A 24,405-nucleotide genomic window follows, 5' to 3' on the forward strand; every position below is an offset into this window, starting at 1 on the left:
ATCAGTAGCGGTAGGTGGCCTGCAGGCGCACGTCACGGCCGGCTTCCGGGTAGCCCAGCACGCGCTGCTGGTAGACCTGGTAGGCGTAGGTGGTGTGATCGTAGTAGTGCTTGTTGAGCAGGTTCTTCACCGCCAGGTTGAGGGTCAGCGTGTCCTTATGCAGCGGCCGCCAGTTGATATAGATATCGTGGACGCCGTAGCCCTGCTTGGTGCGGCTGACGCCGACAGCGGCGCCGACCGGACGGTAGGCCAGCGATTCGACGAAACGACCGCTCCAGCCGAAGTCCATGTTGTAGGCCGGCAAGTCGTAGCTGGCGTGCAGCACCCAGGTGCGCCCGCTGCTGGAACCCAGCCCCAGATCACCATCGTAGAACGGCTTGTCGTTGAGGCGCGGCTTGCTGTGCGCCACCGACAGCCCGGTGGTCAGCGCGCCGCTGCGGTATTCGGCGCCCAGCTCGTAACCCTTGATGCGCGCGTCGCCGGCATTGTCGCGGCAGCCGGCCGGCGCCCCGGCGCAAGCCATCGAGGTGATGAAGTTCTTGATGTCCTGCTGGTAGACATTACCCGACAGGCTGAGACCGCCCCGGTCGAAACGGAAACCCAGCTCGCTGTTGCTGGCCTTTTCCGGATCGATGTCGCTGGCGTTTTTCCAGCGCGCGATATCGAGCATGAACGCCTCTTTCGGGCCGACCCCGCGCAGCGCGCGCGAGTGGCCGGCGCTCAGCTTCAGGCTGTCCAGCACCTGCCAGCTGATACCGGCACTGGGGCTGAAGCCGCTGCTGTTGTAGCGCTGCCGGTGATTGTCGGTGTACTCGTAGTCGTCAAAGCGCACGCCAGCCGATACGGTGACCGGATCAAAATCAAGCAGGCTTTCGACATAGCCGCCCATGACGCCCAGGCTCTCGGTGCCACTGCCGGTCAGGCCGTAAGGATTGGCAATGTTGCGCGCCGCGGTGTCTTCCTCGCGCCAGTTCAGGCCGTACTTCAGCACGTGCGCGCCCAGATAGCTGCGCAGGCCGACATCCATGCCGGTGGTGGTGATCTCCTCGCCATAGGTGCGGCCAACCTTGTTGGTGCGCTCCGACTCCACCACCGACTGGTAGACGGTGGCATCGACCTTGTCGACCACGCCCAGCTTGCCACCCTGGTAGCGCAGCGTGGCGGTGTCCCGTGTCAGGCGCTGCGGGATCGGGTCGTTGGGCAGCTGCGGATTGGCGAATACCGGCATCATGTTGGCGCGCGCGTTGCGGATACCCTCGTCGTTGCTGTGCTGGTAGGAGGCGCTGAGGCGATGCTCCGGCGACAGCGTGAAACCGAACTTGGCCAGCAGGTTCTGCTGCTCGGTCGCCGAGTTGTCGATCAGCTGGCCATCACCGCTCTTGTAGTTCTGCGTTTCCAGCAGGCTGCCCGACACCAGGCCGTCAAAACGTTCGTCCAGCTGCCCGGCCACGGTGGCCATGCTGCGCCAGCCCTTGTTACTGGACCAGCCGCCGGTCAGCGCCATCGCAAAATCGCGGCCGTCGCGCAGCATGTCGCGCGCGTCGATGGTTTCCAGGCGGATGGCGCCGCCCAGCGCGCCCGGACCGGCGCTGGCCGCGGCGGTGCCCTTCTCCACTTCCACCGTTTTCAGCAGCTGCGGATCGATCACCAGCGCACTCTGGTGGTGATAGACCTTGCCGTTGATCTGCGCGCCGTCGACGCTGAGGTTCAGCATCGACTCTTCCATGCCGCGGATGTACACCTTCTGCGCAATCGCATTACCGCCACCGCCGACGCTGATCTCGCTGTCCTTGCGGTAGATGTCGCTGAGGTCGCGCGCCTGGCTGTCGGCCAGCTCGTCCTGGCGGATGGTCTTGTCCAGCGTCGGCGTTTTGGCGCTCACCACCACGGTGGGCAGCTGGCTGACGCCGTCTTCGGCGAGTGCGGCACTGCTCCAGCCGACAAGCAACATGACACTGAGCAGGGGCAGCCGGAACGGCGGGGGAAGAGTGTGAGTCATGGCAAAGCAGTCCTGTGCAAGAAATGCCGGCGATATGGCAGCAGCCGGCTTGTTATCAATAATCATTCTCAACTATAATTTTTCCACATCTCCCCCGCCGCGTCCTTTGCTTGCCAAAATAAAAGCTTTGCGCCACGGACAATCGACAGGACTCCCACCATGAACACCGGGCGCAGCCCCCTTGCCGCCAGCCAGCAACCCAGCGCCACTCACCACACGGTGCCGCCGGCGGTGCGCGGCCACTTTGTCAGCGAAACCCTGCGCCCCGGGCTGTCGCTGCACTGCACCCACATCGACATCCTGCAGGCGATGCATACCGAGAGCAGCGCCGAGCCCGGCCTGCGGCTGATCCTGATGCTGGAGGGCACGCTGGAAGCGCGCTTCGGCAAGCAGCCGCTGCGGCTGAATGCCAGCCGCCAGCCACAGGGAGTGCTGCTGTCGATCGCCGAAACCGAACAGCTGCAGCGCGACATCCCGCAGCCGATGCAGCAGCGCCAGGTGGTGATCGCGGTCAACCGGCAATGGTTCGAGGAAGGCGGTTTCGACAACCTCAGCGACCGCGGCAGCACCCTCGGCCTGTGCCGGCAGCATCTGGCGGTGCGCCCGCTGCAGGTCGGCGCCGCGCTGGGGCGCCTGGCCGGGCAACTGCTGCACCCGGCACAGCGGCCGCCGCACCTGCAGCGCCTGTATCAGGAGTGCCACGCCGTGGAGCTGCTGATGGAGGCGCTGGGACAATTGCAAGGGGACAGGCCAAGCTGCGCACTGAAACCGGCAGAACGCCGGCGTGTGGAAAGGCTGCAGCAACTGCTGGACAGCGGCAGCGCCGACACCTGGTCGCTGGCGGAGATGGCGCGGGAGCTGGGCAGCAACCCGACCACGCTGCAACGGCAGTTCCGCGCCGTGCACGGTTGCAGCATTTTTGACTACCTGCGCCGGCAGCGGCTGGCACGCGCGCACCAGCTACTGCTGCAGGGCGCCAGCGTCACCGAGGCCGCGCTACTGGCCAGCTACGGCAGCCCGGCCAACTTTGCCACCGCCTTCCGCCGCCAGTACGGCGTCTGCCCGCGCAACCTGCGCCGCTAGCTCACGGCCAGTCGGCGTAGTTGCGGATCGCCAGCGCCTCGTGGCGGCTGAGTTGCTGCTTGGCTTCCAGCCGGTAGCGCGCCGGGGTCAGCCCGGTGCGCAGGCGGAAGAAGCGACTGAAGTGGGTGGTGCTGCGAAAGCCGAGATCGGCGGCGACCTGTTCGATGGTCAGCCCGGAGCGCACCAGCCGCAGGCAGGCCTCGTGGGTGAGGCGGTCGTGCAGCAGCTCCAGCGGCGTGCGTTTGAGGGTGCGCACGCAGATGTCGTGCAGGCGGTCGTGGGAGATGCCCAGTTCGGCGGCGTAGCGGGCGATCTTCCAGTGTTCGCGCAGGTGCAGCTCGGCCAGGTGGCGGAAGCGCATCAGCAGCGTCGAATTGGTGCTGTGCCCCTGCTGGCTGACATCCTCCAGCCCGGACAGGCGCCAGCAGTGGATCAGGATCAGCGAGAGATGGGCGGTGAGATAGCTCCACGACGCCTTGCCGCCCAGCTTCAGCTCGCGCTCGATGCTGCGGAACGAGGCGGCCATCTCCTGCACCGCCTCGGCGGCGTCGAGGCGGTTCTGCACGACGCGGCGATCGGCCAGATAGCGCAGCGGCACCGATTCCGCACCCTGCCCCGCCGCCTCCTTCACCAGCACGTCCGACAACGACAACAGGTAGCCGGCGCTGCCGGCGCTGACGCGCAGATGGCTTTGCGGCGGCACGTTGACCCAGGCCAGCGCCGGCGCCGCCAGCTCGATGCAGTCCTTGTCCAGGCTGAGGCTGGCGCTGCCGCTCAACAGCAGGATCGCCGCGCGCGCGGTGTCGTGGCGGCCATTGGCCAGCGCGTAGCGGCGGGTATCGAGCGTGGTGTCGATACGGTGGGCGGCGGCGTGGGCATTGATGCGCTGGGCGACGGGGGTCATGGGCAGGCCGCGACGAGGGTGGACAAAGACACATGATAACGGCACTGCGCCGCCATGCAGAACATGGCGGCGCAGTGGCGGACATCGTGGGTGCCGGCTTAGAACGGCAGCGTCATGCGCAGCTTGAACTCGGAACCACGGGCACGGTTGGCCACGCCGCTTTCACGCTGCCACTTGGCGGTGACGAAGTAGCCCTTGCCGTTGTCGTACTTGATCGACGGCCCGATGGCGAACGCCTTGCCACGGTTGCCGTGCGCCGCCACGTTCGGCCCGGTATCGTCGGTGACCTGGCGATAGGCGTAGCCGCCCACACCGGCCACCCAGCCATTGCCGAAGCCCCAGCCCAGCGCGTAGTCGGCGTGCACTTCCTGGCCGCTGCGGTAGTCGGTGTCCTTGTTCTTCCAGTTGTAGTCGTACATCAGCTTCACGTCGGCGTTGATGCCGCTAGGCTGCACGTAGCTCACCGCCAGCAGCGGCTCCACGTTCCAGTAGTTGCGGCCAACGTTGACCAGATCGTTCTTGTCGAACTGGCCGGTAGGCGCGTTGATGTCCAGGCCCGCGTAGTAGTGCAGCTTGTCGCTGACGTGATAGGCGGCGCCGCCACCGAGCACGATGTCGCCCAGCTCGCGCTTGCGCTGCGACTGGCCATTGACCGTGGCGTCGACCTCTACCAGCGGGGTGATGGCGTGCATCGCCAGCTGGCCGCCGGCCAGCGGCAGGTCGCTCACCCAGATGAAGCGCGGCGCCACCGCGTTGACCCGCAGCTTGAAGTCCACTGGTAGCTTGTCGCCGTTGTTGTCGCGCAGCGAGTCGGCACTGTAGCTAGAGGCGTAGCCCAGCACGTAGAAGCCGGGCGGCGGCAAGGCGCCGGTCAGGTAGTTCTCGTTGCCGTTGGGGTACATGCCGCCGCCGCCCTCGGTCGCCCAGCCGGCGGATGCCAGCGACAGCAAGACGCCTGCGGTGACGAGGGTGGTGAGCGCTCTGGATTGTTGCATGATAAATCTCTCCGTTTTATTTATATGTCATTAACAATGGGTGTGAAAAAGCGCTGCCTGCACGACTAGGCAAGCGGGACGGGCAGCGCAGCGTCCCGCTGCAAAGGTTGGCCGCACGCCGCGCATCCGGATGGGGGCGCGGCGCTTGGCCGGCTACGACCGGGTAGGCCGCGGCCAGATACGGCCAGAACCTGTTTACGATCTGCTGCGACTGATCCCAATGGGGCGATACGGCGTTAAAAGCGCCTTCGGCATGCTTGTTTTTATCCAGCTAGACGCCGCTTCCTCAGTCGTTGTTGCCTTGTCTCGCGTGAGCGCGCGAGATCGTAAAACAGCTTCTCAGATCGGGTACTGCTGCGCGCCGCGCTGGATGCTGATCCAGCGCAACTCGGTAAATTCGTCGATCGCGGCTCGGCCGCCAAAACGGCCGTAACCGCTGTCCTTCACCCCGCCGAACGGAATCTGCGCCTGGTCCAGCACCGTCGGGCCGTTGATGTGGCAGATGCCGGACTCGATGCGGCGGGCGACTTCCAGCGCGCGCAGCACGTCGCCGCCGAACACCGCCGCCGACAGCCCGTACTCGGAGTCGTTGGCCAGCGAGATCGCCTCCTCCACGTCGTCAAAGCGCAGCACCGCCACCACCGGGCCGAACGACTCCTCGCCGTACAGCCGCATCGCCGCGGTCACGTGGTCGACCACCGTCGCCGCCATCACGCTGCCGCGCGCGTGGCCGCCGGTCACCAGTTCGGCGCCCTTGCCGACCGCGTCCTGCACCAGCACCGTGATGCGCTCGGCGGCACCGGCGCTGATCATCGGCCCCAGCGCGCAGCCTGGCTCGTCCGGCAGCCCGGCTTTCAGGCTCAGCGCCTTGTCGGCCAGACGTTGCACGAATTCGTCCGCCACCTTGCGATCGACAATGATGCGCTCGGTCGACATGCAGATCTGGCCCTGGTTGAAGAAGGCGCCAAACGCCGCCGCCTTCACCGCCTCGTCCAGATCGGCGTCGTCCAGCACCACGAACGGCGCCTTGCCACCCAGCTCCAGCAGGCAGCGCTTCAGGTAGCGCGCGGCGATCTCGGCGATGCTGCGGCCAACCCGGGTGGAGCCGGTGAAGTTCACCCGCCGCACCGCCGGATGGCGGATCAGCGCCTCGACCACGTTGGCCGCGTCGGCCGGCGCATTCAGCACCACGTTGAGCACGCCCGGCGGCAGCCCGGCCTCGGCCAGCACCTCGCCCAGCAGGCGGTGGGTGTACGGGCACAGCTCGGAGCCTTTGAGCACCACGGTGTTGCCACAGGCCAGCGGCATCGCCACCGCCCGCGCCGCCAGCAGCACCGGCGCATTCCACGGCGCGAAGGCCAGCACCACGCCCGCCGGCTGGCGCAGCACCATCTCGATGGCGCCGGCACGGCTGGACGGCGGCAGCTCGCCCTGGATCTGCGTCACCAGCGCCGCCGCCTCGCGGAAGATGTTGGCCGCCAGCTGGCAGTTGAAGCTGCCCCACGCCGCGGTGGCGCCGGTTTCCGCCGTCATCGCGGCACTGAAATCGGCACTGCGCGCCACGATCAGGTCGGCGGCGCGATCCAGCAGCGCCCGCCGCTGTTGCGGCAGCATCGCCGCCCAGGCGCCGAACGCCACCGTGGCGGCATTCACCGCCGCCAGCGCGCTGTCCACGCTCGCCGCCGCCGCCACGGTGGCGACCTCGCCATTGACCGGGTTGAGACAGTCGAAGGTGGCGCCGTCAGACGAGGCGACATCCTGGTTATTGATGAACAGCTGGGCGTGCAGCATGGCGCTCTCCGCAGGGTGATGGGTCATGCTGCGTTTGTATGCCGGCGCGCGCCGGCCGGCAACTAGCTTTTCGGCGTGGCATCGCTTGCGGGCGGCTCGCCCTCGCCCTGCATGCCCTGCTTGAAGCCGCGTACCGCACCGCCCAGATCGGCGCCGACATGGCGCAGTTTCCTGGTGCCGAACACCAGCAGCACCACCGCCAGCACGATCAACCAGTGCCACAGGCTGAATGAACCCATTGCGCTCTCCTTGCCGTTGCCACGGCCGGCCTGCGGCCAACCCTGGCCCGGCGATTAACGATCAGGCCTTCTTGACGTAGACGTTGCACCAGCCCTTGCCGGCCACCTGCTTGCCGGCCAGCATCGGACAGGGCGCGAAGGCGTCGCTGGCCTTGCCCTGGTAGAACTGGCAGTTGCTACAGGCCTGGCCGGCGACATATTTCGGCTGCTTGGCCTTGTCGACCTTGCCGGCGTCGGCGACGTAGCCCAGCGCCACCGCGGTCGGGTCTTTCGCGTCCACTTTCGGGGCGGCGGCCAGCGCGCCGCGGGCCACGGCCAGCGCGGACACGACCCCTACGCTGTTGATCAGAAAACTGCGACGTGATTGCATGGTTTGCTCCTTAGATGCGCCGGCGGCCTGGCCGCCGGCGTACGGCAAGATGAAAAGGATCAGAACGGGTACGGGCGCGGCTGGAACTGCAGCGTCACCCACTGCGCGCGGGTGAACTCCTCGATCGCCCATTCGCCGTTGAAGCGGCCAAGACCGGAGTTCTTCTCGCCGCCGAACGGCGCGTTGGTCTGGTCGTCGACGGTGATGTCGTTGATGTGGCACATGCCGCTGCGGATGCCGCGGGCAAAGTGCAGGCCGCGGGCGTAGTCGCGGGTGAACACCGCGGCGGACAGGCCGTACTCGCTGGCATTGGCCAGCGCCAGCGCGTGCGCCTCATCGCGGGCCTTGATCACCGGCAGCACCGGGCCGAAGGTCTCGTCCACGGCGATGGACCAGCTCGGATCGACGTCCACGAACAGGTGCGGCGGCAACACGTTGCCTTGCGGCGCGCCGCCGACCAGCAGCGTGGCGCCGTCCTTTTTCGCCTGCTCGATCTTGGTCAGCACGCTGTCCAGCTGTTTGCCGTTGATCAGCGGGCCGACGATGTTGGCCGCATCGGCCGGGTCGCCGTACGGCAGCTGCTCGACGCGCGCCTTCAGCGCGGCCACGAAGGCATCGTGCACCTTGGCGTCGACGATCACGCGGTTGGTGCTCATGCAGATCTGGCCCTGGTGCAGGAAGCGGCCGACCACCGCCGCCTGCGCCGCCTGCTCGATGTCGGCGTCGTCCAGCACCACCAGCGGCGCGTTGCCGCCCAGCTCCAGCGCCACGCGCTTGATGTGCTGGCCGCCGGTCGCGATGCGGCCAACGTTGCGGCCCACCTCGGTGGAACCGGTGAACGAGATCAGGCTCGGCACCGGATGCGCGACGAAATGATCGCCGATCTCGCTGCCGGCGCCGGCCACCACGCTGAACAGTCCGGCCGGCAGGCCGGCTTCCTCGTAGATCTTGGCCAGCAGCAGGCCGCCGGTCACCGGCGTATCGCTGGCCGGCTTCACCACCACCGCGTTGCCCAGCGCCAGCGCCGGGGCGATGGAGCGGGCGGTAAGGTGATACGGGAAATTCCACGGGCTGATTACGCCCACCACGCCCAGCGGGGCGCGGTAGACACGGCTTTCCTGGTTGGGGATGGCCGAGGCCAGGATGCGGCCTTCCACGCGGTTGCAGAAGGTGGCGGATTCCTGGGTGATGCGCCGTGCGCTGTCCCATTCGATGATGGCTTTCAGCCGCGAGCTGCCGGATTCGCGCACGATCCAGTCCTGGATCTCCTCGGCGCGCGCCAGCATGATTTCCACCACGCGGTTCAGCACCGCTGCACGTTCTTCCGGCAGACGGGCGGCCCACTCCTGCTGCGCCGTGGCGGCGGCGGCGTAGGCCGCGTCCACGTCGTCGCGGCTGGCCAGCTGCAGCTGCAGCAGGGTGTCGCCGGAGTACGGGTTGGTATCGGTCAGCTGCTGGCTGGAACCACCTCGGCGCCACTGGCCGGCGATCGGCTGCAGTTCGAAGCCGTCGTATGCTTGTTTCGTTGTCATCGCTAGTTTCCTGCCTTAGATGCGGATGCCGGACTTGCCCGGTGCCAGAATGCCGTTCGGGTCCAGCGCGCGCTTGATGGTTTTTTCCAGCTTGCGTTTCACCGGGCCGTAGCTGTTGGCCACCCGTTCCTGGAACGCGGTGTTGACGCGGTACACGGCGTAGCCTTCCTTCTCGAACTCGTCCAGCAGCTCGGCAAAGCAGGCATTGGCGCGCTTGGTTTCTTCTTCGCTGCTGCGGTCGAACAGCACGTCGATCACGTGGTGCATGTCGCGCCAGCCGACGATGAATTCGCCGACGTAGTCGAGGCCGTGCTTGTTGAGGATGGTCTTGGCCAGCTTCACCTGCTTGTCGCACTCGCTGCCGCGCGCCTGGCTGACCGGGGCGAACCACATCGAGCCGCCGCCGCCGCGCCAGTTGTAGAGGCCGAATTCCTGCAGGTTGGGCACGCCGGACATCAGCTGCGCGCGGTACTTGAACGGCTGGGTGTCACCGGCCTCTTCCTGGGTCACGATGCGGCCCTTGCCGGCCTTCCTGATGGTCTCGGTGACGATCTTCCAGTTCACCTCCACCTGCTCCGGCGAGCCGTACAGCGCGGCGTACACGTTCCAGGCGCCGAGGTGCTTGTCCTTCTGGATCTGTTTGACGATGTGATCCGGGGTGTGGCCTGGGGTGGTGATGTAGTCGGAACGGCGGGTATTGCAGGTGGCCGCTTCCCACAGCGTGCCGGCGATCACCACCGCGTTGGGGATGATCTGTGCGATACGCAGCGGGCGCAGCATTTCCACGATCTCGCTGATGTCGGCCTCGTTGTCGAACTTGATCTCGAACGGCTTGAACACCGGCGGCTTGGGCATCAGCCAGAAGCCCATCTTGGTACAGATGCCGTAGTTGGACTGGGTGAACATGCCGTCCAGCGTCGGGCCGTAACCCCACTTGAACACCTGCCACGCCTTGTCGCCCTTCACGCCGCCCATGCCGGTGCGGTACACGTCGCCGTTGGCCAGCACCACTTCCATGCCGCACTGCATCAGGAAGTGCTCGCCGTACGGGGTGTAACCGACGCCGCGGTCCATGGTGTTGCCGACCGGGCCGGCGATGGCCGACGGCGCCGAGAACGACAGCATCAGCGGCAGCTTGTTGTCCTCGATGTAGTCGTACAGCTGCTGGTAGGTGACGCCCGGCTCCACCAGCGCGGTGCACAGCTCGGGGTCGATGTGGATGATCTTGTTCATCTTGCGCAGGTCGAGCACGATCTGGCCGCGTTCCACCGGCGCCGCCGAGCCGTAACCGAAGTTGCGGCCGGTGGAGATGGTCCACACCGGGATCTTGTACTCGTTGCAAATTTTCACCACCGCCTGCACCTGCTCCACGGTGGTGGCCATCACGATGGCGGACGGGATGTGTTTCTCGGTTTCCACCGCCATCATCACCTTGGTGTAGGGCTGCAGGTGTTCGCCGGAAGTCAGCACATTGTCTTTGCCCAGTGCGGCGGTGAACTTCTTGATGGCCGCGTCGAAACGGGCCTCGCTGACGCCCTTGGGCAGGGCAAGATATTTACTAGCCATGAGATAACTCCGTTCAGATCACGCAGCAGAAGGAAACGCAGGCGGTGCCCTGCGGGTTGGACGCCGGCAACACACGCTCCGGGCTGGCCACCAGGCCATGACCCAGCGCGGCCAGCTGGGCGGCGTCGCTGCCCAGCCGCTGCGGCTGTTGCGACAGCACGCGGCCGCCGGATGAGCGCACCAGGTCCAGCAACACGGTGGCGGTGGCGTCATCCACCAGCCCGACCAGCATCGCCGGCTGCGCATCCTGTGCCAGTGCGTGAATGTGGTTCAGCAAGGTGCCGTCCAGCCCGTTCAGGCGCAGCGCCGGCTGCTGCTGCATGCCGTGCTGCTGCGCGGCGGCGGCGACGCCGGCCAGAAACTGGCTGTCCAGCGCGCTGCCGGACACCACCGCGGTCAGCGGCAGCGTGGCGTTGGCGGCCAGGGTTTTGCCGGAGGGCAGCACGGTGGCGGCCTGCGCCAGCGAGCCACCGCTGAAGGCGAGGCCGACGGCGGCCAGGCCCTTGAGCAAAGTGCGACGATCAGTAGTCATGCCTGCTCCTCCCGCTTACGGTTTTGGCTTGGAGTTGGCGAGGTATTTCGCCAGACTCTGCAAGGTGGCGTCGTCGATGTCCGACACCCGGAATGCCGGCATCGCGCGCAGGCCGCTGCGCGGGATGGTGGTGAAGATCACCTCCGGCAGGCCGCGGCCGAGCAGCACCGGGCCGATGCCGGCCTCGTGGCACTTGGCACAGATTTTTTCGTAGTACTGCTGGCCTCTGGAGATCTCGGCCGTGCCTTCGGCGCTGGCACTCATCGCCGGCACCGCCAGCAAGGCTGCCAGCAGCACACCCGGCAGCGCCCGCGTGCTGATCCTGTTCCCGTTACTCACCATTTTTCTCCTTGTGTGTGTCCGCACTTCACCCGCTTGCCGTCGCCGCGCGGCGCGCGCAGTCACCTTGATGACGGCGCGGCGCCGGGCATGGCCACGGCGGAACTGTTGTTGCCTGCTTGATGACGGGGTGAAACCGCTTGCCAACCAAAACCGGGCTTTCTCTTGACCTGATGCAATGTTGTTGCAAGATCAATCTGGTAGTGGTGCCAAAACTCTATAGTTGAAGCCGCAGCCTCTCAATATCGTTTTTTGGGTATTTATGGCACTTTTTTGGGAAATGTAGTTTTTGGATTACAAAAAGGTGAAACCAGCTAAGTGACTGACATAAAAAACGATTTTTCGCGATGGCATTGACCGTGCCGCCAGCGAACGCGGATCCGGCAGCCGCTCCAGCTGAACCGTCGCACCGAAAACCCGGCGCTGCCGCCACCACCCGACGACGGCTTGCGGCGGCGGTTTCCTGCCGTGCCCTAGCCTCTACTCCCTAGCCTCTACTCCCTAGCCTCTACTCCCTAGCCTCTGCTCCCTACCCTCTACTCCCTGCCCCTTGCCGCGGCCTGCGGCCAACGTTGGCCGCAAGCGGCATGGTGTGGCTGCCGCGTACCGGCACTGTCGCCAATTTGTCGCAGCCGGTCACGCGCCGCCGCACACGGGTGCAAGATTTTTCCACTTATGTACCAATTGGTACATAATAAAGAGATACACACCCAATAACGGAGGATGGCATGAAGCATTCCATTGCAACCGTGTCCCTGAGCGGCACGCTGCCGGAGAAGCTGGAGGCGATTGCGGCAGCCGGTTTTGACGGCGTCGAGATCTTTGAAAACGACCTGCTCTACTTCGACGGCACACCGGCCACCGTGCGCCGCATGTGCGCCGACCTGGGACTGGAAATCATGCTGTTCCAGCCGTTCCGCGATTTCGAGGGCGGCCCGCGCGAGCGGCTGGCGCGCAACCTCGACCGCGCCGAACGCAAGTTCGACCTGATGCAGGAGCTGGGCACCGACCGCATCCTGGTGTGCAGCAGCGTGGCCCCGGACACCAGCCAGGACGACGCGCTGATTGCCGACGACCTGCGCCAGCTGGCCGAGCGCGCCGCGCGCCGCGACATCCTGGTCGGCTACGAGGCGCTGGCCTGGGGCCGCCACGTCTACTCCTACCAGCACGCCTGGCGCCTGGTGCAGCAGGCCGACCACCCCAACCTCGGCATCATCCTCGACAGCTTCCACACCCTGGCGATCAAGGACGACCTGTCGCTGCTGGCGCAGATCCCCGGCGACAAGATCGTGTTCGTGCAGCTGGCCGACGCGCCGCTGTTGAACATGGACGTGATGGAGTGGAGCCGCCACTTCCGCAGCTTCCCCGGCCAGGGCGATTTCGAGCTGGGCGCCTTCCTCGCGCCGATCATCGCCGCCGGCTACCGCGGCCCGCTGTCGCTGGAGGTGTTCAACGACGGCTTCCGCGCCGCGCCGACACGGCTGACCGCCATCGACGGCCTGCGCTCGCTGCGCTATCTGGAAGAAGTCACCGCCCGCACCCTGCGCGCCGAGGGTGCCAGCGCGGTGGCCGACAGCCTGTTCTCGCCGCCACCGGCGGCCGACTACCACGGCGTGGAGTTCCTGGAGTTCGCGGTCGACGACGACTCCGGCGCGCGGCTGGGCAAGCTGCTGCAACAGTTCGGTTTCAACCGCGCCGGGCAGCACAAGTCCAAGGACGTCACCCTGTACCAGCAGGGCGACATCAACCTGATCCTCAATGCCGAGCCGGATTCCTTCGCCCACGCCTTCTACGTGTCGCACGGCCCGTCGCTGTGCGCCGCGGCGTTCCGCACCGACGACGCGCAGCAGGCGCTGACCCGCGCCAAGCTGTACGGCTGCAAGCCGTTCGAAAGCCGCGTCGGCCCCAACGAGCGCCACATCCCGGCGGTGCGCGCGCCGGACGGCAGCCTGCAGTACCTGGTTGCGGCCAACGTTGACGGCGCGTCCATCTACCAGTCGGATTTCGACGCCTGCGATACGACCACACCCGGCCTCGGCCTGACCGCGCTGGACCACTTCGCCATCGGCCTGCCGGCGGAGACGATGGACAACTGGATCCTGCACTTCCGCGCCATCTTCGGCTTTGCCACCGAGCACGAGTGGACGCTGCCGGACCCGTATGGCCTGATGAAGAGCCGCGTGGTGCGCAGCACCAACAACAGCATCCGCATTCCGCTCAACATCTCGGAAAACCGCAACACCGCCATCGCGCGCTCGGTGTCGACCTACAAGGGCTCCGGCCTGCAGCACATCGCCTTCGCCAGCGACGACATCTTCGCCGCGGTGGTGCAGGCACGTGTCAACGGCGTGCCGCTGCTGGACATCCCCGACAACTACTACGACGACCTGCTGGCGCGTTTCAGCCTCGACGACGACTTTGTCGCGCGCCTGCAGCAGCACAACGTGCTGTACGACCGCGACGCCGGCGGCGGCGAATTCCTGCACGTGTACTCCGCGCCGTTCGACGAGCGTTTCTTCTTCGAGATCGTGCAACGCCTCGGCAGTTACGACCAGTACGGCGCGGCCAACGCGCCGGTGCGGCTGGCGGCGCAGGCGCAACGCCGCAACCGCCAGGGCGGCTAGTTTCCGCAACTGAAACACTCTCCTTTGGGCGCCGGTCGGCGCCCGTTTTTTTGCCTGGCGCCGGCGGCGGTGGCGCGGTTTGCGGCGGCGGCGCCCGTTTGCCGCAATGCAGCAAACGTGGGCCTGCCGGCACTGTTGCGGATCACCACAATCCGTCATCGCAAGACCTTGATTTGCCTCAATCAGACATTGACAAAGCGGCACCGATACGCCATTCTTTCATTATGTACCAACAGGTACATTTCTAAAAAAGACACAGAGAGATTGAGGAGCACGACATGTTCTTCCCACCATCGCCAGCAGTGGCCGCCACCCAGCAGGGAGCGCGCTGACATGGCCACCGATATCCTGGTACTCAACGGCCCGAACCTGAACCTGCTGGGCAAACGCCAGCCGGAAATCTACGGCCACGAAACCCTCGCCGACGTCGAACGCAGCTGCCGCAGCGTGGCGCGCGAATACGGCCTCACCATCGACTTCCGCCAGAGCAACGACGAAGCCCAGCTGATCGACTGGATCCACCAGGCGCGCGAGCAGCACACCAGCATCGTGATCAATCCGGCCGGCTACAGCCACACCTCCATCGCACTGATGGATGCACTGTCCGCCTTCCCCGGCAGCATCATCGAAGTGCACATCAGCAACATCCATCGCCGCGAAAGTTTCCGGCATCTGTCCTACGTTTCAAAAGTGGCGACCGGCGTGATCTGCGGTCTGGGTACGGCGGGTTACAACCTCGCGGTGCACCACCTTGCCTGCCACCTGAAGAAATAAACGACGAGCCGTTTCTTGACTGGCAGACGCGCCTGCCGCGCCCCGGCGCTGCAGCGACGCACTGCATGGAGGTTGTGATGGAAAAAGTAATCGACGTATCGATGCAGATACTGAAGGGCATGATGGCCCTGCTGCTGGCCGGCATGGTGCTGCTGGTGTTCACCAACGTGGTGCTGCGCTACAGCTTCAACAGCGGCATCAGCCTTTCCGAAGAGCTTTCGCGCTGGTTCATGGTGTGGATGACCTTCCTCGCCGCCATCGTCGGCGTGCGCGAAAAGGGCCACCTCAATGTCGACAGCCTGGTCCGGCGCCTGCCGGTACTGGCGCAGAAGGTCTGCCACGTGCTGATGGAAGGCATCGTGCTATACCTGCTGTGGCTGTTCGGCAGCGGCAGCTGGCAGCAGGTGGTGATCAACCTTGACGTCCCGGCACCAATGACCGGCCTGCCGATGGCGACGGTATACCTGGCCGGCCTGGTGTTCAGCGTGCTGTCCGCCGTCGTCGTCGTATTCGATCTGTACAAGGTATTCAGCGGTGCACCAGTGTCCGACGTGCACACCACGCTGAATATCGCTGACTAAGCCCCGGCCGGAGACTGCATCATGGTTCTGACTATCTTTCTTGGTACCCTGCTCGGTGCCATGGCAATGGGCATGTCGATTGCCTTTGCCCTGCTCTTGTCCGGTGTGGCGCTGATGTACCACATGGACATGTTCGATGCGCAGATCGTCGCGCAAAACCTCATCAACGGCGCCGACAGTTTCGCGCTGCTGGCAGTACCGTTCTTCCTGCTCGCCGGCGAGGTGATGAATGTCGGCGGCCTGTCGCGCCGCATCGTCAACGTGGCGATGGCGCTGGTCGGCCACGTCAAGGGCGGCCTCGGCTACGTCGCCATTCTCGCCTCCTGCATCCTCGCCAGCCTGTCCGGCTCGGCGGTGGCCGACGCCGCGGCGCTGGCGGTGCTGCTGGTGCCGATGATGGTACGCGCCGGCCACGACCAGGCCCGCTCCAGCGCGCTGATCGCCGCCGGCGGCATCATCGCGCCGATCATCCCGCCCAGCATCGGTTTCATCCTGCTGGGGGTGGCTGGCAACCTGTCGATCTCCAAGCTGTTCCTGGCCGGCATCGTGCCCGGCATCCTGATCGCCGCCTCGCTGTGCGTGGCGTGGTGGTGGGTGTCGCGCTCGGAAGACATCCAGCCGGCGCCGCGCAAGTCGGCGGGTGAAATCATGGCCGCGGTGCGTGACGGGTTCTGGGCGCTGCTGCTGCCCGGCATCATCATCGGCGGCCTCAAGTTCGGCATCTTCACCCCGACCGAAGCGGCGGTGGTGGCGGCGGTGTACTCGCTGTTCGTGGCGATGGTGATCTACCGCGAGCTGAAGCCGTCACAGCTGTTCCATGTCTTTACCGTGTCGGCCCAGACCACCGGCATCGTGATGTTCCTGGTCGCCGCCTCGCTGGTGTCGGCGTGGATGATCACCATCGCCGACCTGCCGTCGCAGCTGATCGAGCTGCTGGCCCCGCTGATGGACGACCCGACACTGCTGATGCTGGTGATCATGCTGATCATCGTGCTGGTCGGCACCGCGATGGACATGGCGCCGACCATCCTGATCCTGGCGCCGGTGCTGGTGCCGGTGGTGACCCAGGCCGGCATCGACCCGATCTACTTCGGCGTGCTGTTCATCATCAACACCTCGATCGGCCTGATCACGCCACCGGTGGGCACCGTGCTCAACGTAGTGTGCGGCGCCACCCGCACCAAGATGGGTGCGCTGATCTCGGCGATCACCCCGTTCCTGCTGGCCGAGCTGGCGGTGCTGTTCCTGCTGGTGCTGTTCCCGAGCATCGTCACCGTGCCGGCCGCCTGGTTTGCCCGTTAAGTTTTCGTAGCACCTCCGGGGAGGAGACCCCGGAGTCCAATTCCAACATGGAGAGAGACATCATGAAGTTGAACAACATCGCCGTGCTCGGCAGTGCCGCCATCCTCGCCCTCAGCCTCGCCGGCCAGGCCAGCGCCGCCGACATCAAGGAACGCACGCTGCGCTTCTCCTTCCTCAATGCCAAGGAGCACCCGCAGGGCATGGGCGCCGCCAAGTTCGCCGAGCTGGTGAACAAGGCTTCCGGCGGCAAGATCACCGTCAAGCTGTTTCCGTCCGGCGTACTCGGTGGCGACGTGCAGACCGTGTCCTCGATCCAGGGCGGCACCCTCGACTTCACCGTGCTCAACGCCGGCCTGCTGTCCAGCCACGCCAAGGAATTCGTCTTGTTCGACCTGCCGTTCCTGTTCAACAGCGGCAAGGAAGCCGATGCCATCGTCGACGGCCCGATCGGCAGCAAGCTGCTGGCCAAGCTGCAGGGCAAGGGCATGGTCGGTCTCGGCTACTGGGAGCTGGGCTTCCGCCACCTGACCAACAACGTGCGCCCGGTGGTGAAGATGGAAGACATCGCCGGCCTCAAGGTGCGCGTGGTGCAGTCGCCGCTGTACATCGAGATGTTCTCGGCGCTGGGCGCCAACCCGGTACCGATGCCGTTCACCGAGCTGTACACCGCGCTGGAAACCAAGGCGGTCGACGGCCAGGAAAACCCGGAAGCCACCATTCTCGGCACCAAGCTCAACGAAGTGCAGAAGTACATGACCCTCACCGGCCACGTCTACAACCCGCAGGTGCTGCTGACCAGCCAGAAGCTGTGGGACCAGCTGTCCGCCGACGAGAAGAAGCTGCTGCAGAAGGCCGCGCGTGACGCCACGCTGTACCAGCGCAAGGTCAACCGTGACGGCGCCGCCCAGGCGCTGGCCAAGCTGAAGGCGACGATGAAGGTGAACGAGCTGTCCGCCGCCGAAAAAGGCCGCATCCGCATCAAGCTGCAGGGCGTGACCAGAAAGTTCAGCGAAAACGTCGGCCCGCAGCTGATGGGCGAGCTGAACAGTGAACTGGCCAAACTGCGCTAAGCCGCCATTCCCCCCCCACCCCGGCGCCGCCCCGCAGGCCGCGCCGGGAGTCAACCACCGAGGCATGACATGATCTCTGAAGTTTCATCATTCGCAACCGAGCACGGCGTGCCGGACAAGGTGCTGATCGGCCTGATCGGTGCGGATATCCAGCGTTCAAAGTCGCCCTATCTGCACGAGCAGGAAGCGGCCGAACTGGGCTTCAAGCTGCACTACCAGCTGATCGACCTCAGCCGCATCGGCAAGGGTGTCGAGGCGCTGCCGGAGCTGCTCAGTGCCGCCGAAGCCTGCGGTTTTGCCGGCGTCAACATCACCCACCCCTGCAAGCAGGCGGTGATCCCCTACCTCGACCAGCTGTCGGAAGACGCGCGCCAGATCGGCGCCGTCAACACCGTGGTGTTCCGCGACGGCAAGCGCTACGGCCACAACACCGACTGGTCCGGCTTTGCCGAGCCGTTCCGCCGCCACTTCGCCGCGGACGACCTGCAGCGCGTGGTACTGCTCGGCGGTGGCGGTGCCGGCTCCGCCGTCGCCCACGCACTGCTGGTGGCCGGCACCCGCGAGCTGGTGATCGTCGACCAGGACGCCCGGCGCGCCGCAACGTTGGCCGCACGCCTGCACGGCTTCTTCCCGGACCGGCAGGTGACGGGCAGCAGCGACGTGGGCCAGGCGATGCCGGCCGCCAGCGGCCTGGTGCACGCCACGCCGACCGGCATGGACGGCCATCCCGGCCTGCCGCTGCCGGAAGCGCTGCTGCACGGCGACCTGTGGGTGGCCGAAGTGGTGTACTTCCCGCTGGAAACCGAATTGCTGCAGCTGGCACGCCAGCGCGGCTGCCGCGTGCTCGACGGCGGCGGCATGGCGGTGTGGCAGGCAATCGGCGCCTTCCAGCTGTTCACCGGGCGGCAGCCGGATACCGCACGCATGGAGCGTCACTTCCGCAGCATGATCGCCGCCCAGGCCTGAACGTTATTCCCTTTTCTCGTTGCGTTGCTTGTCTGGCCCGTTCGGTGTTGTCACCGGCCGGGCCATTTTTTTGTCTGTCGGCACCGCGGTTATGCCGGAAAGGCATTCCTGCGCTACCCGCCATCGCGTATGCTGTCCTGTCTTCCCTTCAGTTTGTCGCGCCGCCATGGACCTGAAACAGATCGAGTATTTCGTCCGCGTTGCCGAGCTGGGCAGCTTCACCCGTGCCTCCATCGTGCTCGACATCGCGCAGCCGGCGCTCAGCCGCCAGATTCGCCAGCTGGAGGTGGAATTGCGCCAGACGCTGCTCTTGCGCAACGGCCGTGGCGTGACGCTGACCGAGGCCGGCAAGCTGCTGCTGGAACACGGCCGCGGCGTGCTGCACCAGGTGGAACGCGCCAAGGAAGAGCTGGGCCGCGTGCGCGGCGCGCTGGCCGGCAAGGTGGCGCTGGGGCTGCCGCCCAGCCTGTCCCGCGTGCTGTCGGTGCCGCTGTCGCGCGCCTTCCGCACCCGGCTGCCGCAGGCGTCGCTGGCAATCCGCGAGGGTCTGTCCGCCAACATGCTGGAGGCGCTGCGCAACGGCCGCCTCGACATCGCGCTGCTGTACAACCCGGTGCCGTCTTCCGACATCGACATCACGCCGCTGTGCGACGAGATGCTGTACCTGGTGGAGCTGGCCGATGGCGATGTGGCGCCGGGCGCGGTGTCGCTGGCGGAGCTGGCCACCAGGCCGCTGGTGATCCCGTCGCAGCCGCACGCCATCCGCATGCTGGTGGAGTCGCAGCTGGGCGCGCAGGGCTTGCGGCCAACCATTGCGCTGGAGATCGACAGCGTGCCGGCGATCCTGGAGCTGGTGGCCGACGGCGCCGGCTGCGCGGTGCTGTCGCGGCTGGCGGTATCGACCAGCGACAAGGCGGCGCGGCTGCGGCTGCGCCCGATCGGCGAGCCGGGCCTGGTCAGCCGGCTGGCGCTGGCGGTCAGCTCGCACCGCCCCAGCACGCTGACGCAACAGGCGATGCAGGAGCTGGTGCGCGAGATGGTGCCGCCCATCGTGACGGGCAAGGCCTTGCCGGCGGCGTAAGGCGCCGGGTGCAGGGCTGGCACGCGCCGCCGCGACCGGTGGCTTTTCTCGAATCCAGTCCATATCAAACTGCTATATCTACTAGTTAGCTATCCATATTTTGCAGCATCGCCGGCCGGCAGATACTGGCCGCATGCAGACCTCTATCCCTACCCTGTTCATGCGCGGCGGTACTTCGCGCGGCCCGTTCTTCAACGCAGCGGATTTGCCCGCAGACATTGAACTGCGCAACCGCGTGCTGCTCGCCGTGATGGGCTCGCCGGACCGCCGCCAGATCGACGGCCTCGGTGGCGCCAATCCGCTGACCAGCAAGGTCGGCATCGTTGCCCTGGGCACGACGCCCGGCATCGACCTCACCTTCCTGTTCGCGCAGATCACGCCGGACAAGGACAGCGTCGACACCACCCCCAACTGCGGCAACATGCTGGCCGCGGTGGTGCCGTTCGCGCTGGAGACCGGCATGCTCAAGGCGCAGGGCGAGACCAGCACCTTCCGCGTACTGACGCTGAATACCGACATGGCCTGCGACATCACCGTCGAGACCCCGAACGGCCAGGTGCGCTACGACGGCGACGCCCGCATCGATGGCGTGCCCGGCACCGCCTCGCCGATCACCATCAACTTCCTCGATACCGCCGGCTCGGTGTGTGCCGGCCTGCTGCCCACCGGCCAGGTGCGCGACACCGTCACCGTGGACGGCATCGGCGACATCGAGGTGACCTGCATCGACAACGGCATGCCGCTGGTGATGCTGCGTGCCGCCGACCTTGGCCGCAGCGGTTACGAAACCGTGGCCGAGCTGAATGCCGACACCGAACTGAAAACAAAGCTGGAAGCGCTGCGCCTGACCTGCGGCCAACGTATGGGCCTGGGCGACGTCAGCAGCAAGACCTATCCCAAAATGACGCTGATCGCGCCGCCACGCGGCGACGACGGCAGCCTCACCACCCGCAGCTTCATCCCGCACGTGTGCCACGACGCCATCGGCGTGCTGGCCGCGGTCACCGTCGGCACCGCCTGCGTGCTGGACGGCGCCATCACCGACGGCATCGCCCGCATCGATGCCGGCAGCAGCAAGCGGGTGTCGGTGGAGCACCCGACCGGCGAATTCTCGGTGGAGCTGGAAACCGATCCGGCCAACCCGCAAAACGTGACCCGCGCCGCACTGTTGCGCACCGCGCGCCTGATCATGAAAGGTGAAGTGATGATTCCGGCTGCCGTCTGGCAGCGTTAAGCGCCGCTAACAAAACCTCGCAGAGCACCTGAGCCAAGGCGCGCCGACGCAGACAGTACAAGTCGTACGGCAAGAAGGAGGCGCAACGCAGGATCAGGGGTTTTGTTAGTGGCTCCAAGCAGCATCCGCCGGTCGATCGATCCTTCATACAACAACAGCAGAGGACGATCCCGCCGCCACGCGGCAGCCGGCAACCGTTTTACCCCGCCAAACCGCCATAGAGCGGTTTCGAGTCCAAACGCAACATAGAGATAACGACCATGACCAAACCATCTGTTGATGTGCAGGAGTTCATCAACCGCCATCCGTTTTCGCGGTTCCAGTGGATTACCTTCGCGCTCTGCTTCTGCATCGTGCTGCTGGACGGTTTTGACACCGCCGCCATCGGCTATATCGCCCCGTCGCTGATCCAGGAATGGGGCGTCAGCAAGCCGGCGCTGGCACCGGTACTCAGCGCCGCGCTGTTCGGCCTCGCCGCCGGCGCGCTGATGGCCGGCCCGCTGGCCGACCGCCTCGGCCGCAAGAAGGTGCTGACCGGCTCGGTGCTGGTACTGGGCCTGTTCACGCTGCTTTCCGGCTTTGCCGCCGACCTGCAGAGCCTGACCGTGATGCGCTTCATCACCGGTATCGGCCTCGGCGCGGCGATGCCCAACGCGGTGACGCTGATGAGCGAATACTGCCCCACCGCGCGCCGCTCGCTGCTGACCAATGCCATGTTCTGCGGCTTCCCGCTCGGCGCGGCGCTGGGCGGCTTCCTCGCCTCGTGGATGATTCCGCAGTGGGGCTGGCGCAGCGTGCTGGTGTTCGGCGGCGTGACGCCACTGCTGTTGCTGCTGGTGTTGCTGCTGCTGTTGCCGGAATCGGTGCGCTACATGGTGGCCAAGGGTTATGACCACGCCCGCATCCAGGCGGTCATGAGCCGCATCTCCGCTACTGCCGCCGATGCCGCCTCCTTCTTCCTGTCCGAAACCCGCGCCGTCGCGGCCGGCAAGAGCGGCCTCGCCGTGGTGCTGTCGCCGTCCTACCGTGTCGGCTCGGTGATGCTGTGGCTGGCCTACTTCATGGGTCTGGTGATCTTCTACGCGCTGGTCAACTGGATGCCCATCCTGTTCAAGGACGCCGGTATCGCGCCGAAACAGGCGATGCTGATTTCGGCGCTGTTCCCGCTGGGCGGCATCGGTGCCGTGTTCTGCGGCTACCTGATGGACCGCTTCAACGCCGACCGCATCATCGCCATCGGCTACCTGCTCACCGCGGCGTCGATCTACGCCATCGGCCAGGCAACCGGCAGCGTCGGCCTGCTGGTGGTGGTGGTGTTCGTTGCCGGCACCATCATGAATACCGCGCAATCGTCGATGCCGGCGCTGGCCGCCGGCTTCTACCCGACCCAGGGTCGTGCCACCGGCGTGGCGTGGATGCTGGGCATCGGCCGCTTCGGCGGCATCGCCGGCTCCTTCCTGGTGGCCGAACTGGCGCGCCGCCAGCTGGGCTTCGACCAGGTGTTCATGGTGCTGGCCATCCCGGGCCTGATCGCCGCCAGCGCGCTGTTCATCAAGCTGCGCGCCCATCCTGACAGCGGCAAGGTCTCGCTGCAGGCCGCCCCGCTAAGCCATTAATCACCGCCGCGGCTGCCGGGGCCCCCACCTGCCCCGGCCCGCGCCGCCCCCTGCTACCGAGAGGAAACCGACATGATCATCGACTGCCACGGCCACTACACCACCGCGCCCCAGGCACTGGAAGACTGGCGTAAGCGCCAGGTGGCCAACCTCGCCACCCCCGAGCTGGGCCCGAAAGTGTCCGAGCTGCAGATCAGCGACGACGAGCTGCGCGAGACCATCGAGAGCAACCAGCTGAAGCTGATGAAGCAGCGCGGCTCCGACCTGACCATCTTCAGCCCGCGCGCGAGCTTCATGGCGCACCACATCGGCGACTTCAACACCAGCGCCACCTGGGCGGCGATCTGCAACGAGCTGTGTTTCCGCGTCAGCGAGCTGTTCCCGGAGCACTTCATCGGCGCGGCGATGCTGCCGCAGTCGCCGGGTGTCGATCCGGCCAGCTGTATCCCGGAGCTGGAAAAGTGTGTGAAGGACTACGGTTTTGTCGGCCTCAACCTGAATCCGGACCCGTCCGGCGGCCACTGGACCAGCCCGCCGCTGTCCGACAAACAGTGGTACCCGATCTACGAAAAAATGGTCGAGTACGACATCCCGGCGATGATCCACGTGTCCACCAGCTGCAACTGCGCGTTCCACACCACCGGCGCCCACTACCTGAACGCGGACACCACCGCCTTCATGCAGTGCCTGACCTCGGACCTGTTCAAGGACTTCCCGACGCTGAAGTTCGTGATCCCGCACGGCGGCGGCGCGGTGCCCTACCACTGGGGCCGTTTCCGTGGCCTGGCGCAGGAAATGAAAAAGCCGCTGCTGAAAGACCATCTGCTGAACAACATCTTCTTTGACACCTGCGTCTACCACCAGCCGGGCATTGACCTGCTGACCCGCGTGATTCCGGTGGAAAACGTGCTGTTCGCCTCCGAGATGATCGGCGCCGTGCGCGGCATCGACCCGGAAACCGGCCACTACTACGACGACACCAAGCGCTACATCGAGGCGGCCAACATCAGCGCCGAAGAGCGCCACCTGATCTACGAAGGCAACGCCCGCCGCGTGTATCCGCGTCTGGACGCGGCGCTGAAGGCCAAGGACAAATAAGGAGCACATCATGAACCTGCCAATGAACCAGCTCGGCATCGTCAAGCGCCATATCGAGCGTGCCGATCCGGCCGCCGTCGCCAAACTGGCACAGTTCGGCGTCGCCACCATCCACGAAGCGATGGGCCGCGTCGGCCTGATGAAGCCGTACATGCGGCCGGTGTACAAGGGCGCCAAGATCTGCGGCACCGCCGTGACCGTGCTGCTGCAGCCGGGCGACAACTGGATGATGCACGTCGCCGCCGAGCAGCTGCAGCCGGGTGACGTCGCCGTCGCCGCCTGCACCACCGACAACGAGGACGGCTTCTTCGGCGACCTGCTGGCCACCAGCTTCCAGGCGCGTGGCGCCAAGGGGCTGATCATCGACGGCGGTGTGCGCGACGTGGAAGAACTGGAACAGATGGGCTTCCCGGTATTCAGCCGCGCCATCAACGCCAAGGGCACCATCAAGGCGACGCTGGGCTCGGTGAACATTCCGGTGATCTGCGCCGGCGCGCTGGTGAACCCGGGCGATGTGGTGATTGCCGACGTGGATGGAGTGGTGGTGGTACCGGCGGCGCTTGCGCAGCAGGTGGCCGACGCCGCCGAGAAGCGCGAGAGCTTCGAGGGCGAGAAACGCGCCAAGCTGGCCGCCGGCGTGCTGGGCCTCGACATGTACAAGATGCGCGAACCGCTGGCCCAGGCCGGCCTGCGCTACATCGACTGAACA

General features: G+C 66.0%; 22 protein-coding genes. 12 read left to right on the forward strand and 10 right to left on the reverse strand.

Annotated elements, in window-relative coordinates; genetic code table 11:
• Position 1: 1 nt before the first annotated feature.
• Positions 2-1,999 (reverse strand): TonB-dependent receptor domain-containing protein, encoded by a 1,998-nt coding sequence (locus C8E02_RS10625; protein ID WP_170152142.1) that lies wholly within the window; start codon positions 1,997-1,999, stop codon positions 2-4.
• Between the two features lie 159 nt (positions 2,000-2,158).
• Here C8E02_RS10625 and C8E02_RS10630 point away from each other — a divergent pair, with 159 nt between their 5' ends.
• Positions 2,159-3,082 (forward strand): helix-turn-helix domain-containing protein, encoded by a 924-nt coding sequence (locus tag C8E02_RS10630; protein WP_120810760.1) that lies wholly within the window; start codon positions 2,159-2,161, stop codon positions 3,080-3,082.
• Position 3,083: 1 nt separating this feature from the next.
• Here the strand turns inward: C8E02_RS10630 and C8E02_RS10635 are convergent, their stop codons facing one another.
• The 9 genes from C8E02_RS10635 to C8E02_RS10675 form a co-directional block, all read right to left on the reverse strand.
• Entirely contained in the window at positions 3,084-3,986 is a 903-nt protein-coding gene (locus tag C8E02_RS10635) for a helix-turn-helix domain-containing protein (protein ID WP_120810761.1), read from the reverse strand.
• A 98-nt stretch (positions 3,987-4,084) separates the two neighbouring features.
• Complete coding sequence (locus C8E02_RS10640) at positions 4,085-4,981, reverse strand: SphA family protein (protein WP_120810762.1); 897 nt, start codon at positions 4,979-4,981, stop codon at positions 4,085-4,087.
• 339 nt (positions 4,982-5,320) lie between these two features.
• Positions 5,321-6,772: an aldehyde dehydrogenase gene (locus C8E02_RS10645; RefSeq protein ID WP_120810763.1), complete on the reverse strand. Its 1,452-nt coding sequence runs from the start codon at positions 6,770-6,772 to the stop codon at positions 5,321-5,323.
• A gap of 62 nt (positions 6,773-6,834) precedes the next feature.
• On the reverse strand, positions 6,835-7,011 hold the full coding sequence (gene tatA, locus C8E02_RS10650) for a Sec-independent protein translocase subunit TatA (protein ID WP_120810764.1): 177 nt from the start codon (positions 7,009-7,011) through the stop codon (positions 6,835-6,837).
• Between the two features lie 61 nt (positions 7,012-7,072).
• Positions 7,073-7,381, reverse strand: coding sequence for a high-potential iron-sulfur protein (locus tag C8E02_RS10655; protein ID WP_120810930.1), 309 nt, complete (start codon positions 7,379-7,381; stop codon positions 7,073-7,075).
• Positions 7,382-7,440: 59 nt separating this feature from the next.
• Positions 7,441-8,913 carry an aldehyde dehydrogenase family protein gene (locus tag C8E02_RS10660; protein WP_120810765.1) on the reverse strand — a complete coding sequence of 491 codons (1,473 nt, stop codon included), beginning with the start codon at positions 8,911-8,913 and terminating at the stop codon, positions 7,441-7,443.
• Positions 8,914-8,928: 15 nt separating this feature from the next.
• Positions 8,929-10,479 carry an FAD-binding oxidoreductase gene (locus tag C8E02_RS10665; protein WP_120810766.1) on the reverse strand — a complete coding sequence of 517 codons (1,551 nt, stop codon included), beginning with the start codon at positions 10,477-10,479 and terminating at the stop codon, positions 8,929-8,931.
• A 13-nt stretch (positions 10,480-10,492) separates the two neighbouring features.
• Positions 10,493-11,011 carry a hypothetical protein gene (locus tag C8E02_RS10670; protein ID WP_147424484.1) on the reverse strand — a complete coding sequence of 173 codons (519 nt, stop codon included), beginning with the start codon at positions 11,009-11,011 and terminating at the stop codon, positions 10,493-10,495.
• A 15-nt stretch (positions 11,012-11,026) separates the two neighbouring features.
• Entirely contained in the window at positions 11,027-11,353 is a 327-nt protein-coding gene (locus tag C8E02_RS10675; protein WP_047965593.1) for a c-type cytochrome, read from the reverse strand.
• A 725-nt stretch (positions 11,354-12,078) separates the two neighbouring features.
• Here C8E02_RS10675 and C8E02_RS10680 point away from each other — a divergent pair.
• The 11 genes from C8E02_RS10680 (at position 12,079) to ligK (ending at position 24,402) form a co-directional block, all read left to right on the forward strand.
• The gene (locus tag C8E02_RS10680) at positions 12,079-13,974 is read left to right on the forward strand and encodes a bifunctional sugar phosphate isomerase/epimerase/4-hydroxyphenylpyruvate dioxygenase family protein (RefSeq protein ID WP_120810768.1); all 1,896 of its coding nucleotides are present in this window, start codon (positions 12,079-12,081) and stop codon (positions 13,972-13,974) included.
• A gap of 333 nt (positions 13,975-14,307) precedes the next feature.
• A complete protein-coding gene (gene aroQ / locus C8E02_RS10685) occupies positions 14,308-14,748 on the forward strand; it encodes a type II 3-dehydroquinate dehydratase (RefSeq protein WP_120810769.1) in 441 nt (146 codons plus the stop codon).
• A gap of 77 nt (positions 14,749-14,825) precedes the next feature.
• Positions 14,826-15,329, forward strand: a complete 504-nt coding sequence (locus tag C8E02_RS10690; RefSeq protein ID WP_120810931.1) for a TRAP transporter small permease — start codon at positions 14,826-14,828, stop codon at positions 15,327-15,329.
• A 21-nt stretch (positions 15,330-15,350) separates the two neighbouring features.
• Positions 15,351-16,631 carry a TRAP transporter large permease subunit gene (locus C8E02_RS10695; protein WP_047965596.1) on the forward strand — a complete coding sequence of 427 codons (1,281 nt, stop codon included), beginning with the start codon at positions 15,351-15,353 and terminating at the stop codon, positions 16,629-16,631.
• A gap of 62 nt (positions 16,632-16,693) precedes the next feature.
• On the forward strand, positions 16,694-17,701 hold the full coding sequence (locus C8E02_RS10700) for a TRAP transporter substrate-binding protein (RefSeq protein ID WP_120810770.1): 1,008 nt from the start codon (positions 16,694-16,696) through the stop codon (positions 17,699-17,701).
• A gap of 69 nt (positions 17,702-17,770) precedes the next feature.
• Positions 17,771-18,667: a shikimate dehydrogenase gene (locus C8E02_RS10705; protein WP_120810771.1), complete on the forward strand. Its 897-nt coding sequence runs from the start codon at positions 17,771-17,773 to the stop codon at positions 18,665-18,667.
• Between the two features lie 166 nt (positions 18,668-18,833).
• Positions 18,834-19,748 carry a LysR substrate-binding domain-containing protein gene (locus C8E02_RS10710; RefSeq protein WP_120810772.1) on the forward strand — a complete coding sequence of 305 codons (915 nt, stop codon included), beginning with the start codon at positions 18,834-18,836 and terminating at the stop codon, positions 19,746-19,748.
• 133 nt (positions 19,749-19,881) lie between these two features.
• The gene (locus tag C8E02_RS10715) at positions 19,882-20,982 is read left to right on the forward strand and encodes a 4-oxalomesaconate tautomerase (RefSeq protein WP_120810773.1); all 1,101 of its coding nucleotides are present in this window, start codon (positions 19,882-19,884) and stop codon (positions 20,980-20,982) included.
• Between the two features lie 260 nt (positions 20,983-21,242).
• Complete coding sequence (locus C8E02_RS10720) at positions 21,243-22,598, forward strand: MFS transporter (RefSeq protein ID WP_047965601.1); 1,356 nt, start codon at positions 21,243-21,245, stop codon at positions 22,596-22,598.
• Positions 22,599-22,670: 72 nt separating this feature from the next.
• Positions 22,671-23,696 carry an amidohydrolase family protein gene (locus C8E02_RS10725; RefSeq protein WP_047965602.1) on the forward strand — a complete coding sequence of 342 codons (1,026 nt, stop codon included), beginning with the start codon at positions 22,671-22,673 and terminating at the stop codon, positions 23,694-23,696.
• Between the two features lie 10 nt (positions 23,697-23,706).
• Positions 23,707-24,402, forward strand: a complete 696-nt coding sequence (gene ligK, locus C8E02_RS10730; RefSeq protein WP_047965603.1) for a 4-carboxy-4-hydroxy-2-oxoadipate aldolase/oxaloacetate decarboxylase — start codon at positions 23,707-23,709, stop codon at positions 24,400-24,402.
• The last annotated feature ends 3 nt before the right edge of the window (positions 24,403-24,405 follow it).

Source organism: Vogesella indigofera, from assembly GCF_003633895.1.
Taxonomy (GTDB): Bacteria; Pseudomonadota; Gammaproteobacteria; order Burkholderiales; family Chromobacteriaceae; genus Vogesella; species Vogesella indigofera.

Excerpts from the sequence above, each read along its gene's own strand:
- C8E02_RS10625 (WP_170152142.1), bottom strand. The coding sequence starts at position 1,999 with ATGACTCACACTCTTCCCCCGCCGTTCCGGCTGCCCCTGCTCAGTGTC.
- C8E02_RS10630 (WP_120810760.1), top strand. The coding sequence starts at position 2,159 with ATGAACACCGGGCGCAGCCCCCTTGCCGCCAGCCAGCAACCCAGCGCC.
- C8E02_RS10635 (WP_120810761.1), bottom strand. The coding sequence starts at position 3,986 with ATGACCCCCGTCGCCCAGCGCATCAATGCCCACGCCGCCGCCCACCGT.
- C8E02_RS10640 (WP_120810762.1), bottom strand. The coding sequence starts at position 4,981 with ATGCAACAATCCAGAGCGCTCACCACCCTCGTCACCGCAGGCGTCTTG.
- C8E02_RS10645 (WP_120810763.1), bottom strand. The coding sequence starts at position 6,772 with ATGCTGCACGCCCAGCTGTTCATCAATAACCAGGATGTCGCCTCGTCT.
- tatA (WP_120810764.1), bottom strand. The coding sequence starts at position 7,011 with ATGGGTTCATTCAGCCTGTGGCACTGGTTGATCGTGCTGGCGGTGGTG.
- C8E02_RS10655 (WP_120810930.1), bottom strand. The coding sequence starts at position 7,381 with ATGCAATCACGTCGCAGTTTTCTGATCAACAGCGTAGGGGTCGTGTCC.
- C8E02_RS10660 (WP_120810765.1), bottom strand. The coding sequence starts at position 8,913 with ATGACAACGAAACAAGCATACGACGGCTTCGAACTGCAGCCGATCGCC.
- C8E02_RS10665 (WP_120810766.1), bottom strand. The coding sequence starts at position 10,479 with ATGGCTAGTAAATATCTTGCCCTGCCCAAGGGCGTCAGCGAGGCCCGT.
- C8E02_RS10670 (WP_147424484.1), bottom strand. The coding sequence starts at position 11,011 with ATGACTACTGATCGTCGCACTTTGCTCAAGGGCCTGGCCGCCGTCGGC.
- C8E02_RS10675 (WP_047965593.1), bottom strand. The coding sequence starts at position 11,353 with ATGGTGAGTAACGGGAACAGGATCAGCACGCGGGCGCTGCCGGGTGTG.
- C8E02_RS10680 (WP_120810768.1), top strand. The coding sequence starts at position 12,079 with ATGAAGCATTCCATTGCAACCGTGTCCCTGAGCGGCACGCTGCCGGAG.
- aroQ (WP_120810769.1), top strand. The coding sequence starts at position 14,308 with ATGGCCACCGATATCCTGGTACTCAACGGCCCGAACCTGAACCTGCTG.
- C8E02_RS10690 (WP_120810931.1), top strand. The coding sequence starts at position 14,826 with ATGGAAAAAGTAATCGACGTATCGATGCAGATACTGAAGGGCATGATG.
- C8E02_RS10695 (WP_047965596.1), top strand. The coding sequence starts at position 15,351 with ATGGTTCTGACTATCTTTCTTGGTACCCTGCTCGGTGCCATGGCAATG.
- C8E02_RS10700 (WP_120810770.1), top strand. The coding sequence starts at position 16,694 with ATGAAGTTGAACAACATCGCCGTGCTCGGCAGTGCCGCCATCCTCGCC.
- C8E02_RS10705 (WP_120810771.1), top strand. The coding sequence starts at position 17,771 with ATGATCTCTGAAGTTTCATCATTCGCAACCGAGCACGGCGTGCCGGAC.
- C8E02_RS10710 (WP_120810772.1), top strand. The coding sequence starts at position 18,834 with ATGGACCTGAAACAGATCGAGTATTTCGTCCGCGTTGCCGAGCTGGGC.
- C8E02_RS10715 (WP_120810773.1), top strand. The coding sequence starts at position 19,882 with ATGCAGACCTCTATCCCTACCCTGTTCATGCGCGGCGGTACTTCGCGC.
- C8E02_RS10720 (WP_047965601.1), top strand. The coding sequence starts at position 21,243 with ATGACCAAACCATCTGTTGATGTGCAGGAGTTCATCAACCGCCATCCG.
- C8E02_RS10725 (WP_047965602.1), top strand. The coding sequence starts at position 22,671 with ATGATCATCGACTGCCACGGCCACTACACCACCGCGCCCCAGGCACTG.
- ligK (WP_047965603.1), top strand. The coding sequence starts at position 23,707 with ATGAACCTGCCAATGAACCAGCTCGGCATCGTCAAGCGCCATATCGAG.